General features: G+C 64.2%; 12 protein-coding genes. 3 read left to right on the top strand and 9 right to left on the bottom strand.

Going from position 1 to position 15,632, the window contains the following annotated elements; genetic code table 11:
* Window positions 1-66 precede the first annotated feature (66 nt).
* From ACD584_RS09355 to typA, 3 genes are all read right to left on the bottom strand, one after another.
* Window positions 67-1,680 (bottom strand): amidase, encoded by a 1,614-nt coding sequence (locus ACD584_RS09355; RefSeq protein WP_372357285.1) that lies wholly within the window; start codon window positions 1,678-1,680, stop codon window positions 67-69.
* Window positions 1,681-1,785: 105 nt separating this feature from the next.
* Window positions 1,786-2,205, bottom strand: coding sequence for a DUF2127 domain-containing protein (locus ACD584_RS09350; RefSeq protein WP_029629030.1), 420 nt, complete (start codon window positions 2,203-2,205; stop codon window positions 1,786-1,788).
* A 69-nt stretch (window positions 2,206-2,274) separates the two neighbouring features.
* Complete coding sequence (gene typA, locus ACD584_RS09345) at window positions 2,275-4,104, bottom strand: translational GTPase TypA (protein WP_011036140.1); 1,830 nt, start codon at window positions 4,102-4,104, stop codon at window positions 2,275-2,277.
* A 244-nt stretch (window positions 4,105-4,348) separates the two neighbouring features.
* On the opposite strand from typA, the gene ACD584_RS09340 reads away from it, so the two are divergent.
* On the top strand, window positions 4,349-4,843 hold the full coding sequence (locus ACD584_RS09340) for a peptidylprolyl isomerase (RefSeq protein ID WP_010368631.1): 495 nt from the start codon (window positions 4,349-4,351) through the stop codon (window positions 4,841-4,843).
* 116 nt (window positions 4,844-4,959) lie between these two features.
* Window positions 4,960-5,946, top strand: coding sequence for a malate dehydrogenase (locus ACD584_RS09335; protein WP_011036142.1), 987 nt, complete (start codon window positions 4,960-4,962; stop codon window positions 5,944-5,946).
* 128 nt (window positions 5,947-6,074) lie between these two features.
* Here the strand turns inward: ACD584_RS09335 and ACD584_RS09330 are convergent, their stop codons facing one another.
* The 6 genes from ACD584_RS09330 to ACD584_RS09305 form a co-directional block, all read right to left on the bottom strand.
* Window positions 6,075-6,689, bottom strand: coding sequence for a glutathione binding-like protein (locus ACD584_RS09330; protein ID WP_076036311.1), 615 nt, complete (start codon window positions 6,687-6,689; stop codon window positions 6,075-6,077).
* 61 nt (window positions 6,690-6,750) lie between these two features.
* Window positions 6,751-7,212, bottom strand: a complete 462-nt coding sequence (locus ACD584_RS09325) for a cell wall hydrolase (RefSeq protein ID WP_014506828.1) — start codon at window positions 7,210-7,212, stop codon at window positions 6,751-6,753.
* Window positions 7,213-7,396: 184 nt separating this feature from the next.
* Window positions 7,397-7,606, bottom strand: coding sequence for a hypothetical protein (locus ACD584_RS09320; RefSeq protein WP_014506829.1), 210 nt, complete (start codon window positions 7,604-7,606; stop codon window positions 7,397-7,399).
* A 1,349-nt stretch (window positions 7,607-8,955) separates the two neighbouring features.
* Window positions 8,956-10,263: a hypothetical protein gene (locus ACD584_RS09315; protein ID WP_076036309.1), complete on the bottom strand. Its 1,308-nt coding sequence runs from the start codon at window positions 10,261-10,263 to the stop codon at window positions 8,956-8,958.
* A 143-nt stretch (window positions 10,264-10,406) separates the two neighbouring features.
* Complete coding sequence (locus tag ACD584_RS09310) at window positions 10,407-12,446, bottom strand: NADPH-dependent 2,4-dienoyl-CoA reductase (RefSeq protein ID WP_076036308.1); 2,040 nt, start codon at window positions 12,444-12,446, stop codon at window positions 10,407-10,409.
* A 632-nt stretch (window positions 12,447-13,078) separates the two neighbouring features.
* Complete coding sequence (locus ACD584_RS09305; protein ID WP_076036307.1) at window positions 13,079-14,101, bottom strand: zinc-binding alcohol dehydrogenase family protein; 1,023 nt, start codon at window positions 14,099-14,101, stop codon at window positions 13,079-13,081.
* Window positions 14,102-14,515: 414 nt separating this feature from the next.
* On the opposite strand from ACD584_RS09305, the gene ACD584_RS09300 reads away from it, so the two are divergent.
* Window positions 14,516-15,613, top strand: a complete 1,098-nt coding sequence (locus tag ACD584_RS09300) for an OmpA family protein (RefSeq protein WP_011036149.1) — start codon at window positions 14,516-14,518, stop codon at window positions 15,611-15,613.
* Window positions 15,614-15,632 lie beyond the last annotated feature (19 nt).

The following is a 15,632-nucleotide window of genomic DNA, read 5'->3' as shown; positions in this document are numbered from 1 at the left end:
ACATCCTGGCGATGCTGTCGCATGACGTCGATGCCTGCATCGCTCCCACGCTGCCTTGCGGTGCGGTCAGTCGGCCGTCTTCGGTTGCGATGGGCCCGGTGTCGCCGCCGGCGGTGCGCTTGGCGCGTAGCCGGGCGCAAACCGCGCATGGCTGCGTTGTTCGTAGGCATAGCCCAGTTCGATCAGGCGCGGCTCGCTCCAGGCGGTCCCCATGAACAGCAGTCCGAGCGGCAAGCCCTGGGTTTGCCCCATCGGCACGCTCAGGCTGGGATACCCGGCCACGGCCGCGGCGCCGTAACCGGCACCGGGAAACGTGTCGCCCTTGCCGAGCGTGGTGACCCAGGCAGGGCCGGTGGTCGGGACGATCAGCGCGTCCAGGCGGTCGGCCTTCAGTGCGGCGTCGATGCCTTGTTCGCCGGCGAGCCGTCTGGCGCTGGCACGCGCGCTCAGATAAGCCGGGTCCTCCAGGCCAGGCGCAGCCTGGGCCTGCTCGAACAATTCCTGGCCGAAGTAGGGCATTTCGCGCTGCGCATTGGCGCGATTGAAGGCAACCAGCGCATCCAGGTCTTTGACCGGCGCGGCGTGGCTGCGCAGATAGGCATTCAACCCGGCCTTGAATTCAACCAACAGGACCGTCTGCTCAGCGGCATCCCACTGTCCATCGGTGGCCAGGCGGGTTTCGATCACCGTGGCACCTGCCGCGCGCAGCGTCTGTACGGCGCGATCCAACGCGGCGGCGATTGCGGGATCCTCGCGCAGTGGATTGCGCAACAGGCCCAGGCGCGCGCCGCGCAGGCCATCGGGTTTGAGGTGGGCGAGATAGTTCGGTGTGGACGACGGCGCAGTGCGCGTGGCCGGGTCCTGCGGATCGGGCGCGGCAATCGCCTGCAGTACCGCGGCCGCATCGGCAACGCTGCGCGTCATCGGCCCGGCGGTGTCCTGGCTGGCCGAGATGGGAATGATGCCGTCACGGCTGACCAGGCCCACCGTGGGCTTGAGCCCGACCAGACCATTGACCGCAGCCGGGCAGGTGATGCTGCCATCGGTCTCGGTGCCGATGCCTGCCGTGGCCAGGCTGGCGGCAATCGCCGCGCCGGTGCCGGCGCTGGAGCCGCACGGGTTGCGGTCCAGCGCGTACGGATTGCGAGTCAGCCCACCGCGGCCGCTCCAGCCCGAACTGGATTGGGTAGAGCGAAAATTGGCCCATTCGCTGAGATTGGTCTTGCCCAGGATCACCGCGCCCGCCGCGCGCAGGCGCTGCACCAGGAACGCATCCTGTGTGGGACGGAAGCTGGCCAACGCCAGCGAGCCGGCGCTGTTGACCATCGGCAGCGCGTCGATGTTGTCCTTGAGCAGGAGCGGGATGCCGTGCAGCGGGCCGCGCACCTGGCCGGCACGACGTTCGGCATCCAGCGCGTCGGCGTCGGCTTCGGCCTGCGGGTTTAGTTCGATCACTGCATTTAGGCTTGGTCCGCTGCGGTCGATGCTGGCGATGCGCTGCAGGTAGGCGTGCGTGAGTTGGGCGCTGCTGGACTGGCCGGCCTGCATGCGCGCCTGCAGGGTCGCAATATCGGCTTCGACCACCTCGACAGGCGCAGGCGGCACGGCCGCGTCGGCGACAACGGGCTTGTCGGCAGCAACGGCGCAGCCGCTCAACGCGGCCAGGGAAAGCAGGGACAGGATGGGTGTGCGCATCGTCGGTTTCCCCAGGGATCAGCTTCGCAGGCTAGCGACGCTGCAGCGGGGTGACAATGCGTCGAACGGGTAGGGCAGTGAGCGGTGGCGTCAGCGACGTCGGCGCCGCACCAGGTCGCGCGCCAGCACGCCGACCACGATCAGGTTGATCGCCAGCACGCCCCAGGCGGTCCAGCCGGGATGGCGGACGATGGCGTAGATATCGAATGGTAAATAGATGGCGGCAGACAGGCAGCCGAGCACGGAGGCCCAGGCCTTGGCACGCCACAGACCCCACGCTTCCACCACATGCAGCAGGCCGTAGGCCAGCATGGCGGCGGCGGCCAGATGCACCGCATCGGGGTTGATGGTCTTGAGCAACGACGGCAGTGCGCCGTGGTCGGGGTCCAGACTGAAACGGCGGATCAGCGTACTGACCGCATGTTGCAGCGGGAGCGGGCCCAGGATTTCCAGGCCCGTCGCCGCCAGGATCGCAAGCATGCCCTTGACCGCCTCGAGCAAGGCGATCAGGTGCAGCCCCGGATGCGCACGCGGATCCGGGCTGTAAGGCGTGTCGCTCACGACCGTAGGCCTAAACGATCAGCCCGAACGGCCGGCGCGCTTACGGTCGCTTTCGGTCAGGAACTTCTTGCGCAGGCGGATTTCCTTCGGGGTGACTTCCACCAGCTCGTCGTCCTCGATGAAGTCCAGGGCCTGTTCCAGCGTGTACTTGATCGCCGGGGTCAGCTTGATCGCGTCGTCCTTGCCCGAAGCGCGCATGTTGGTCAGCGGCTTGGTCTTGATCGCGTTGACGGTCAGATCGTTGTCCTTGGAGTGGATACCGATCAGCTGGCCCTCGTACACGTTGTCGCCTTCAGCGGCGAACAGACGGCCACGCTCTTCCAACGGCCCCAGCGCATAGGCCGGCGTTGCGCCCGGTGCGTTGGCAATCATCACGCCGTTCTGGCGCTTGGCGATGGCGCCCTGTTCCTTCGGGCCGTAATGGTCGAACACGTGGAACAGCAAGCCCGAGCCCTGGGTCAGGGTGCGGAACTCGTTCTGGAAGCCGATCAGGCCACGCGCCGGGATCATGTAATCCAGACGCACGCGACCCTTGCCGTCCGGCTCCATGTTCTTCAGCTGGCCCTTGCGGGTGCCCAGCTTTTCCATCACGCCGCCCTGGTGCTGTTCTTCGATGTCCACCACCAGCTGTTCGATCGGCTCCATCTGCTTGCCGTCGATTTCCTTGATGATCACTTCCGGACGCGACACGGCCAGCTCGTAGCCTTCACGACGCATGTTTTCGATCAGCACCGACAGATGCAGTTCGCCACGGCCGGAGACCAGGAACTTGTCGGCGTCGGAGCCTTCTTCGACCTTCAGCGCAACGTTGTGCACCTTCTCGCGGTCCAGACGGTCGCGCAGCTGGCGGCTGGTCAGGAACTTGCCACCGGACAGGTCCTTGTTGCCGGCGAACGGCGAGTTGTTGACCTGGAAGGTCATCGAGATGGTCGGCTCGTCCACGGTCAGCGGCGGCAGGCCTTCCGGCGCGTCGAGCGCACAGACGGTGTCGGAAATGGTCAGCTCGGCCACACCGGAGATGGCGACGATATCGCCGGCCTCGGCGGTGTCCTGCTCAATGCGCTCCAGGCCCAGGAAGCCCAGCACCTGCAGCACCTTGCCCTGACGCTTCTTGCCTTCCCGGTCGATCACGCTGACCGGCATGTTCTTCTTCAGCACGCCGCGCTGGATGCGGCCGATGCCGATCACGCCGACGAAGTTGTTGTAGTCCAGCTGGCTGATGCGCATCTGGAACGGGCCGTCCGGATCGACGTCCGGTGCCGAGACGTGCTGCATGATCGCTTCGTACAGCGGGGTCATGTCGCCGTCGCGCACGTTGGAATCCAGGCTGGCGTAGCCGTTCAGTGCCGAGGTGTAGACGATCGGGAAGTCCAGCTGCTCGTCGGTTGCGCCGAGCTTGTCGAACAGGTCGAACACCTGGTCGATCACCCAGTCCGGGCGTGCGCCGGGACGGTCGATCTTGTTGACCACCACGATCGGCTTGAAGCCCATCGCAAAGGCCTTCTGGGTCACGAAGCGCGTCTGCGGCATCGGGCCGTCCATCGCGTCGACCAGGATCAGCACCGAGTCCACCATCGACAGCACGCGCTCGACTTCGCCACCGAAGTCGGCGTGTCCCGGGGTGTCGACGATGTTGATGCGGTTGCCGTTCCAGGTGATGGCCGTGTTCTTGGCCAGGATCGTGATGCCACGTTCCTTTTCCTGATCGTTGCTGTCCATCACGCGCTCAGCCAACACAGTGCGTTCGGACAGGGTGCCGGACTGCTTCAGCAGGCAGTCGACGAGAGTGGTCTTGCCATGGTCGACGTGCGCGACGATGGCGATGTTGCGGAGTTTTTCGATAGACATGCGGAAAGGGCCCCTGTCTGGCGCCAGTCTTGAGATGAGGTAAGCCCAACATTATAGCTGTTTCGTTGCCGTGCCGTTGCGGTTTGGCGCAAGTCGATTCAGATCGCCCATTCAGGCAGCGTGATGGCGGCTCGATTGCCGACCCGGCGACGGCCTTGGACCATGGTCGTAACCGCGCGGTCGTCCACGCGCCCGGGTGTATCCTAATGGGCTGTTGATCACCTCAGAACCTGCAAGGATTTCCATGTCCCTGATCGCCACTTTCGACACGTCCCGCGGCCCGATCGTTGTTGAGCTGTATCCGGAGAAGGCACCGCTGACCGTGGCCAACTTCGTCAATCTGGCCAAGCGCGGCTTCTACAATGGCCTGAGCTTCCACCGCGTCATCGCCGACTTCATGATCCAGGGCGGTTGCCCGGAAGGTTCCGGCCGCGGCGGCCCGGGCTATCGTTTCGAAGACGAGGCCAACAATGGCGTCGGCCACGAGCGCGGCGTGCTGTCCATGGCCAATGCCGGCCCGAACACCAATGGCAGCCAGTTCTTCATCACCCACACCGCCACCCCGTGGCTGGACGGCAAGCACACCGTGTTCGGCAAGGTCACCCAGGGCCTGGACGTGGTGGATAGCGTTGCCCAGGGCGATACCATCAACACGCTCACCATCGAAGGCGACACCGACGCCGTGCTGGCCGCCAAGGCCGACCGCGTTGCGGAGTGGAACAAGATCCTCGCCGCCTGATCTCACCCCGCCGAACGGCCGCCACGTGCGGCCGTTCGCTTGTCAAAGCGCCGCCAGGCCCCGTGCCACGCCAGCGCGCAACCCCCACCAACGCTTTTTAGCAGAGGAAACACCCCATGAAAGCACCCGTTCGTGTTGCTGTGACCGGCGCTGCCGGCCAGATCGGCTATGCCCTGCTGTTCCGCATTGCCTCCGGCGAAATGCTGGGCAAGGACCAGCCGGTGATCCTGCAGTTGCTGGAACTATCCAACGAAAAGGCCCAGGCCGCGCTCAAGGGCGTGATGATGGAGCTGGAAGACTGCGCGTTCCCGCTGCTGGCCGGCATGGTCGGCACCGACGACGCCGAAGTGGCGTTCAAGGACATCGACGTTGCCCTGCTGGTCGGTGCGCGTCCGCGCGGCCCGGGCATGGAGCGCAAGGACCTGCTGCTGGAGAACGCCAAGATCTTCACCGCGCAGGGCGCTGCCCTGAACAAGGTCGCCAAGCGTGACGTCAAGGTGCTGGTGGTCGGTAACCCGGCCAACACCAATGCCTACATCGCGATGAAGTCGGCGCCGGATCTGAACCCGAAGAACTTCACCGCCATGCTGCGCCTGGACCACAACCGTGCGCTGAGCCAGCTCTCGCTCAAGCTCGGCAAGCCGGTCGGCGGCATCGAGAAGCTGGTGGTATGGGGCAACCACAGCCCGACCATGTATCCGGATTACCGTTTCGCCACCTCCGATGGCGCGTCCATCGGCGATGCGATCAACGACCAGGAATGGAACGCCGGCACCTTCATCCCGACCGTGGGCAAGCGCGGCGCGGCGATCATCGAAGCGCGCGGGCTGTCGTCGGCCGCATCGGCTGCCAATGCCGCCATCGATCACGTGCGTGACTGGGTGTTGGGCAGCAACGGCAAGTGGGTCACCATGGGCGTGCCGTCCGACGGTTCCTACGGCATTCCGGAAGGCGTGATCTTCGGCTTCCCGGTCACCACCGAGAACGGCCAGTACACCCTGGTCAAGGATCTGCCGATCGACGACTTCAGCCAGAAGTACATCGACAAGACCCTGGCCGAGCTGGAAGAAGAGCGCAGCGGCGTGTCGCATCTGCTGGGCTGAGTGATTGCTGCGATGAGATAGAAAAACGCCGGGCATTGCCCGGCGTTTTTTTGTGGTCACTCATCTAGTGCACGGCGTTCTGAGTGCTGCCTTGGGTGCACGATCACGTGCAGTTGCTGCACGCGCGATCAGTTCAAGCCTTCGGCTTGCAGTGCGGCTTGTACGTCTGCATCTGCCAACATGCGCTGGAAGAACGCATCGAGCGCGCTCAGGCCAGACAGGTCCACGCCGGCCTTGTGCGCCCAGCGCAAGGTGACGAACAGGTAGGCATCGGCGCCGGTATGCGTGTCGCCGGCTAACCAATTGCGGCCCTGCAGATGCGCATCCACACGCGTGTAGAGCGTGCGCAGTTTGGTGTGCGCATCCTCGTGGCTGCGCTGGATCAGCGCGTCGTCCTGCAGATACGCCGTGCTGCCGAAGAGCGGCTTGAAGGTCGGATGCAGATCGGCGTTGACGAAGGCGATCCAGCGATTGATCTCGGCGCGGCTACGCGCGGTGCCGTCGCCACCCAGGCCGGTCAGCGGTGCGGTGTCGGCGATATAGTTGAGGATCGCCGCGTTCTGGGTCAGTGCCCATTGGTCGACTACCAGCAGCGGCACCGCGCCGGCCGGATTCAGGCGTAAATAATCAGGCGACTTCATCGTGGCCGCGTCGACCACAGTGAGTTCGAACGGCAGGCCGGACCAGCGCAATACGATGTGATCTGCGAGCGAGCAGGCGCCCGGTTTTGTATACAGCTTCATGGAGAGTCCACACAGGAGCGAAGACGCAAGCTTAGCGGCATCGCGTGCTGCGTGGCGCGCGTCAGGACGCGGTGCGTGGCCGCAGTTTCTGCACGCGGTAGAACGTATGGTCACCGATGGTGGCCACCTGATACGCATTGCGCCAACTCGGGCTGGCAATGGCGCTGGCAGCGAAGTGACTTGCGCCTGGCACGATTTCTTTGCGCTGGCCTACCGGTAGCGCCCAATTGCGTTCCGCAGCCAGCGCCACGTCCAACGCCTTGTTCCAGGCATCGTCGTTCTTCAGCTGGGTGCCGGGTGACACGATGGTCGGCGCGAATTGCTTGCGCGCGGTCACCACCTGACACATCGAATCGCCCCACAGACCACTGTCCAGGCGACGCAGTGCAACTTCCGCAACCGCCTGCTGACCACGCAAGGTCTGATCACGCGCTTCCAGGTACACGGTGGTACTCAAACACAACGAATCTGCTGCAGGCTGCGGCAATAATTGCGACAGCCAAAGTATCCAGGCCAGTTTCATAGAACTCCTTGCTCCGTATGGGCCCATCCACAGGGTGTCCAATGCGAACACACCAGTGCGGGAGGCTTGGCGTCATGGGGAGGCGACCTGTCACGGGCCGCCCGGTCTCCGGCGAAAGGAAGAATCTGCCGAAGGTGCCCGCCGAATCAGGCGGGTCAAAAAGTTGGCGCAAGGTAGGCGCCGATCACACAATCTTGGCTGAATGGGCGGGGTTGACGGCGGTCATTGCTTGCTGGATCAGCGATGTGGCGATGACCGTCTCTGCACCGCAGCGCGCAGTGCGCGTCGCATTGCTGTAGCGACGCGGTGCTGATGCAAATAATTTGCGCGCGTTGCACAGATGTCTTCGTGAAATCACACCGATGACGTGCGGGAATTCACGTTGGCTGCACATGTGGTTTGCTGTGAAGCTTACGAGCTATGTAGTGACGTGATTTGCTGAGGTTATGCGGTAAGGCAACTGTGGTGCGGCGTGTGCACTGTTGCGCTGCTGCCAGCAGGTGCAGCCAATGTCTCTGTTGATGTCGTCTGTAGCCTGCCTGTTCTGTGTAGGACGTTGTGCATTGAGATGTCTGCAAACGCGCGCAACGATTTGCCACCTTTCAGTGGCCAGTACGTTATGCGGCGACGACTGCAGCAGGACGTCATCTCTTGGCTAGTCGGGCATGTGTGTTGCGTGTGCTCCGATCATGTTCTCGTTATGCGGCGCGGTGCGGGTTGTTTGGTAGCGAGCAATTGATTGACTCATATCGACGGTCTGGCGTGGCGATGTTGAAGCTGCATGTTGTCGCTTCGGCCTTGTTCTTCCGTTCGAAGTGATGAACGTCGTAGGTGCGTGCTTCACGCGCAGACCGAATGTTGCCGATCACGCGATCGCAGATTTCGTCAGTGTTGTTGGGTTGTCGTACGAAGTCGCCTAGCAACTTCCCACGGTGAGCGGGGTTGCTGTGTCCAGATGATGATTTATGCTCTGGAATGTCTGGCGCGTGCAGCGCTTGCGGCGTGTTCAATCGAAGCTTGATCGAAGTGCGGCGACAAACGACGTCCTTTCTGCATGCTGGTGCTTGCAAGTCGACATCGTTTTATCTGGTCCCAGGTGAACCAGATTGCTGGCTCTGAATTCACGCGATGGGCACTGCGTTGAATGTCGACAACGGTTCTTGCTCATTGGCAACCAAGCAATGAGATGCCATGACACAGGTGAGAAGAAGCCGCACGCGGATCATTGCTCGAGGTGAGTCGTCTGTCCAAACTGTCAGCGTGTACATCGCGATCTGGTTCGGCAGGTTGCTCGCATTGCTCAGGCGAATTGCCTGCTTTGTAGTGTGCTCAAAAATGCAGCAGCCACAGAGGCAGTGGTTCGCACCAACACCGTGTCGCTCGACGCAAAGAAGCCAGCTTCAAGTAGATATAAGTACGCTGCAATTGGTGAAAGGTGCGGTCGCTGCGATCGTTGCGGTTGGCGAGAACGAAATCGAAGTAAAGAGTTTTCTTCGTCTTTGGGCAGTTGCGGCGATGGAGAACTCGGCATGTCGCCTACGCTGCACAGCGCAGCGATGAGAGAGCATGTGTTGCATGCCATGCAATCACTCCGAAGATCCAGCATGCATGTTCCGTTGATCGCTGCTGCAATGGATGCCGCTTGCTAAGGCCAAGCGAGCTGTCTGACCAATCAGGGGCATGGCAGTCAACTCAGTGGCTCGCTACGAATTCGTATGCACTGCATGCCACAGGGCAATGCGATCAAGCGCGCGGCTCGAGCCCCGATTTTGCAAGCGGTCTTCGGTTGAGTCGATTGCGTAGCCCGTTGGCATACGCCAGCAGCAGACAGCCGGTTCCGCACACCATCGGGCCCGCTGCCATGGCCCAGGCCAGGTCGACGTGACCACGCCCGTGGCCGTCCCCGAGATTGAGCATCAGCCCGATCAAGATGCTGCCCATTGCCAATGCCACCTGCGCGCAGGCGGTGAGTCGCGCGACGCCGGCGGCATGCTGTGCCGGCTGCTGGCACGACAGTTCGGCATGGCGCGCCCAGACCCATTGCCCGGCGCTGCCGCCTGCCATCCCCATGCCGAAGGCCATGGCGGTGTCCAGCCACAGCGCATGACCTGCACCGGCCGCAAAGCTCATCCCCAAAGCCGCCAGCACCGCGCCGCTGCCTGCAAGACGCGTCAGGGCGTTAGTACGCCAGCGTGCGGCCAGTGGCTGCACAGCAACTGTTCCCAGTGCGTAGCCCATCAGGATGGCGCTGCTCCAGCCCGGCGCACCGATGCGCGATTGCGCGAGATAGGGCGCCAACTTGGTGAAGGTGGGCAGGGCACAGCACAGCAGCGCCATCACTGCAAACGTCGACAGCTGATCGGCCTGCCGACCTGTCACCGGCACTGTGCGTGGCGCTGGGGCAAGCGCCTGGGTGTAAGGGCGCAATGCCTGACGCAGCCACGCAGCCGACAACAGCGCGATGCTGCTGACCACCGCAACCACCATCAACGCGGTCCAGGGTGCTGACGGCTGGTGGCTCTGCAGCACCAGCCCGATCGCCGCACTGATCGACACTGCTGCCAGGCCGCTGCCGATCAGCCGTAGCGCGCTGACGCCGCGCGCGCCGCGCCAGGGCCAACGCCCAAGCCCCAGCAAGGCATTCTGTGCGACGTCGCCCACCGCGTAGGCAGCACGGAAGGGCAGGCTGAGCAGCAGCACGCAGCCCAGGCGCGTGCCGGCCGGCAGCAGCGGCACCAGGAACAGCAACAACAAGCTCAGTGCCGCCAGCGCGATGCCGCGCCATTGTGATCGCCCCGCCCAGGCCAGGCTGGTGCCCGCGCCCCAACGTCGCGCGGCGAGCAGGCCCATTGCCGCGCTGAGGAGCAGGCCAGCTGCCACCGCGCAGCCTGCTGCGATTGCATCCAGGCCGGCATGCTCAGTGAGCGCGAAGATCAGCAGGAGCTCGCCGGTGTACCAGAGCAGGCTCTTGCCGAAGTGCGCACCGGCATAGGCCAGTAGCGTTGCCGCCGGCAGAGCCGGCAGGAGAGGCAGGGGGCGGGGCGCGTGCATGCCGGCGTTATAGCGCAGCGCCGCGTCAGGGAGAAGAAATGCTCGACTTGCCGCGCCAGTGTCCTGGCGGCAGCCGATGAATGCCCCGTTCGCCCGCCGCGTCGAGGCACGACAGGGCGGGGCGAAGTACTGGGCGTGCAGCGCTACAGCTGCGCCGCGAGCCGGCTGGCCTGGTTGATCGCGCGCTTGGCATCCAGCTCCGCGGCCACGTCGGCACCGCCGATCAGATGCGGTTGCTTGCCGAGCGCCTGCAGGGCTGCGAGCAGCTCGCGGCGTGGCTCCTGTCCCGCACACACCACCACCGTGCCTACGTCGAGCACTTGCTCGCTGCCATCCACGCGGATGCGCAAGCCGGTGTCGTCCACACCCAGATACTCGACCCCGCCGAGCATCTTGACGCCCTTGCCCTTGAGGGCGGCGCGGTGAATCCAGCCGGTGGTCTTGCCCAGACGCGCGCCGGGGCGCCCCGGGCTACGTTGCAACAGCCAGACCTGGCGTGCCGGCGGTTCCGGCTGCGGCTTGGCCAGTGCGCCACGCGTTTCGAAGCTGGGGTCCACACCCCATTCGGCCATCCAGCGCGCCACGTCCAGCGACGGCGACACACCGCTGTGCACCAGAAATTCGCCGACATCGAAGCCAATGCCGCCCGCGCCGATGATGGCGACCTTGTCGGCCGCCACATGCCGGCCCAGCACCACGTCCAGATAACTGACCACCATCGGATGATCCGCACCAGGAAAATCCACGCGGCGCGGCTCGATGCCGGTCGCCAGCACGATCTCGTCGAATGCCTGCAGGTCGCCTGCCTGCACCTGCGTGCGCAGCCGCAGCTGTACGCCGGTGGCCTGCAGGCGATGGTCGAAATAGCGCAGGGTTTCCTGGAACTCTTCCTTGCCCGGGATGCGCTTGGCCACATTGAACTGCCCGCCGATTTCATCGGCCGCATCGAACAGGGTCACCTGGTGGCCGCGCTCGGCAGCCACGGTCGCGCAGGCAAGGCCCGCAGGGCCCGCACCGACCACGGCCACGCGCTTGGGCGCGGTGGTCGGTGTGTAGACCAGTTCGGTTTCGTGCACGGCACGCGGGTTGACCAGGCAGCTTGCCAATTTGTTTTCGAACACGTGGTCCAGGCAAGCCTGGTTGCAGGCGATGCACGTATTGATGGTGTGCGGCTGCCCGGCGCGGGCCTTGTTAGCCCATTGCGGGTCGGCCAGCAGCGGGCGTGCCAGTGACACCATATCGGCCGCGCCATCGGCCAGGATGCGCTCTGCCACTTCGGGCATGTTGATGCGGTTGGTCGCCACCACCGGGATGCCGACGTGCGGCTTGAGCTTGGCGGTGACGCCGGCAAAGGCCGCGCGCGGTACCGATGTGGCAATGGTGGGCACGCGTGCCTCGTGCCAGCCGATGCCCGAGTTGATGATGGTTGCACCGGCGGCCTCGATCGCCTGCGCCTGCGCCACGATTTCCTGCCACTGGTTGCCGCCGTCCACCAGATCCACCAGCGACAACCGGTAGATGATGATGAAGTCCGGCCCGCAGGCCTCGCGGATACGGCGCACGATTTCCACCGCAAACCGCATGCGCTTGGCGGCATCGCCACCCCAGGCGTCGCTGCGCTGATTGGTGCGCGCGGCGGTGAATTCATTGATCAGATAACCTTCCGATCCCATCACTTCCACGCCGTCGTAGCCGGCCTCGCGCGCCAGCCGTGCGGCGCGTGCATAGGCGCCGATCTGCCGATCCACCGCACCAGCCGACAACGCCCGCGGCGTGAAGGGGTTGATCGGTGCCTTGAGCTCTGAAGGTGCCACCGACAAGGGGTGGTATGCGTAGCGCCCGGCGTGCAGCAGCTGCAGGCAGATCTTGGCGCCGTGCGCATGCACCGCCGCGGTCACCTGCCGATGCGGGCGTACTTCCCACGGCCAGGACAGCTTGCCGCCGAACGGCTTGAGCCACCCCACGACATTTGGCGAGAACCCACCGGTGACGATCAGCCCGACGCCGCCGGCCGCACGTTCGGCGAAATACGCGGCCAGCTTCGGGAAGTCGCGCGCACGGTCTTCCAGCCCGGTGTGCATCGAGCCCATCAGGACGCGGTTGCGCAGTTGCGTGAAGCCCAGATCGAGCGGGGCGAACAGGTGCGGGAAAGGGGAGTCGGACAGGCCGGTGGCGGGCGACATAACTAAGGATACGCTGGCGTACGGAGTGCGCACGATGCAGGCAAACGGCCGCGTCGGCAAGCCCTGGGTGCGGGTGTGGGGCTGTCGGCGGTGCCGGAGAGGCGCGTGGGCAGGGTTTAGGCGGGCTTGTCTCGATCTTCCGCGGCAGCGTGCGGCTGCATGCCTTGCGCGGGTTGTCGGAAGTTGCGTCTGAGCGGCGCTGCTGGTGTTGCTCGTGAAGATGTTGGGTGGCGGAAGGGTGCTGTGCATCCATCCGGCCAAACTTGGCCATTCCTGCCGGTCGCGCCCGGGTGCGCTCCTACGACGTGGAGCGCGTCTGGTTGTTCCAGGCAGGCACGCAACACGTAGATCGCTACGGTGTCGAGTATTCGCCGCGTCCTCCGTCGAGGACTGGCCACCGCTCGCTGTCGAAAGGCAATCTGGACCACGTAGGAGTGCACCTGGGCGCGAACGCCTTTACTCGGGGCTGCCCTAGATTGAAACAAGCCAGCCCATGACCGGCAAAAATTGTCGCGATAGCTTTTTTTGGCGGGCGGGAGGGCACGTTCATGCCGCAACCCGCAACCCGCAACCCGCAACCCGCAACCCTAAGCACGTAACTGAGGCTTACCTGGCCGCGAGCGCAACTGCCATCACCAACCAGCCACCACCAGCTTGCCGATGGTGCTGCCACTTTCCAGGCGGCGGTGCGCCTCGCGCAGGGTCTGCGCACAGATTGGCGAAAGTGTCTCGGTGTGGGTGGTGCGCAGCTCGCCGGCATCGATCAGGCTGGCCGCGCGATTGAGAATGCGGTGCTGCTCGACCATATCGTCCGTGGCATAGCGCGCACGGGTGAACATCAGCTCCCAGTGGATGCCGATGCACTTGGATTTGTACGGGTCGCCAATCGGCAACGGGCCGCGTGGCTCCACGATCAGCCCCACATGCCCCTGCGGCGCCAGGATCTCGCCGAGTTGCGCCCAGTAGCGGTCCGTATCGGCCAGGTTGAGCGCCGCATCCACTTGTTCCAGGCCGATCGCCTGCAACTGCGGGTGCAGTGGCTGGTGGTGGTCGATCACATGCTGCGCGCCCATCTGCCGGACCCACTCAACGGTTTCCGGCCGCGACGCGGTGGCGATGACGGTGAAGCCCGCATGCCGCGCCAACTGGATGGCGATGGATCCCACGCCGCCCGCGCCACCGATGATCAACAGGTGTTTGCCACGGTTGCGCACGCCGTCGAACGCGAACGGCATGCGCTGGAACAGCAACTCCCACGCAGTAAGCGTGGTCAGTGGCATCGCGGCGGCCTGCGCAAAGCTCAGCGACGTCGGCTTGCAGCCGGCGATGCGCGCATCCACCAACTGATATTCGGCGTTGCTGCCCTGGCGCCCGCTATCTCCTGCGTAATAGACCTCGTCGCCGACCGCAAACGCGGTGACGTCCGGGCCCACGGCTTCAACCACGCCAGCGGCGTCGAAGCCCAGCACCTTCGGTGCGGCAAGGGTTTGCGCCTTGGGCGCGCGCAGCTTGGTATCGACCGGATTCACCGACACCGCTTCGACACGTACCAATAAGTCATACCCGGCCGGTGCGGATGGCGCTGGCAGGTCCATGTCAAGCAGGGACGCGGGGTCGTCGATCGGGAGGTAATGGGTGAGGGCGACGGCTTTCATCGGAGCGCTCCTGGTGGGGAGTTCAGGGTGCGTTGTGTGGGAAGTTCCCCGCAACCACCAACCCCAAAATTCAGGTCGGGCGGGCCTTTCCGTTCACCAACGTGCACTTGGACACGGTCTTCACGCACCTGCCCAAGGCGTTCAACCGACGTATTCAACTGGATAAATTGGGGTGGCGTTCATCTGCACTGCATGTCCGAACTGGGCGCCCGGTCGCACTCCTCATAAAGCTGTATACGTAGGATTAGCAGCGTTTGCGGCGGGCGGCATTTGCTTTCACATGTTATATGACCGTTAACGCGATCTTCACTAAGCCCGGCTTAATCTGCGCCCCGATGGCTCTGGATGTGACGAGCATCTTTTACCAAGAACAACGCCTCTATCGGTTTATCTCCCAAAGAAGGAGCTGTATACATGAACAAGAAAATTCTCACTGCCGCGTTGCTCGGCGGTCTGGCGGTTGCCCAGGCTGCTTCCGCGCAGGAGTTCGATGACCGTTGGTACCTGACCGGTAGCGCTGGCTTCAACTTCCAGGACAGCGATCGTCTGACCAATGATGCTCCGTTCGTCACCCTGGGTCTGGGCAAGTTCGTTAGCCCGAACTGGTCGATCGACGGCGAGCTGAACTATCAGAACCCGAACTTCGATGCCAACCAGGACCAGAACTGGAGCCAGTACGGCATCTCGTTCGACCTGCGTCGCCACTTCATCGCCGAAGGCCGCGGCTGGAACCCCTACCTGCTGTTCGGTCTGGGCTATCAGCGTTCGGAAGAAGAGTTCGACGCCACCCCGAACCCGGTTTCGCCGGGCCAGCAGAAGGACGGCAACTTTGCCGCCAAGGCTGGTGTGGGTCTGCAGACCACCTTCGACAAGCGCGTTGCCGTGCGTGCCGAACTGGCCTACCGCGCCGACTTCAATGACCAGAGCGTTGCTGCTCCGCAGGAAGACTGGTTCGGCGACGTGCTGGCTTCGGTCGGCGTCGTGATCCCGCTGGGACCTGCTCCGTCGACGGCTCCGCCGCCGGCTCCGGCCCCGGTTGCTCCGAGCTGCGCCGATCTGGATGACGACGGTGACGGCGTCAACAACTGCGACGACAAGTGCCCGACCTCCCAGCCTGGCCAGACCATCGGTCCGGACGGCTGCCCGGTGCCTGTGTCGATCGACCTGAAGGGCGTGAACTTCGACTTCAACAAGTCGACCCTGCGTCCGGACGCTGTGTCGATCCTGAGCGAAGCGACCGAGATCCTGAAGCGTTATCCCGACCTGAAGGTCGAGGTTGCCGGTCACACCGACTCGAAGGGCACCGACGCGTACAACCAGAAGCTGTCCGAGCGTCGCGCGACGACCGTGTATGACTACCTGACCAAGAACGGCGTTGATGCGTCGCGTCTGGTTGGCCCGATCGGCTACGGCGAGAGCCGTCCGATTGCTCCGAACGCCAACCCGGATGGTTCTGACAATCCGGAAGGCCGTGCGAAGAACCGTCGTACCGAGCTGAACGTCCAGAACTAATTGGACTGCTAGCTGCTTC

This window comes from Xanthomonas sp. NCPPB 2922 (genome assembly GCF_041520885.1).
Lineage (GTDB): Bacteria > Pseudomonadota > Gammaproteobacteria > Xanthomonadales > Xanthomonadaceae > Xanthomonas > Xanthomonas campestris.
The sequence above is the reverse complement of the archived record's forward strand: the minus strand, read 5'-3'. Positions and strand labels throughout refer to the sequence as shown.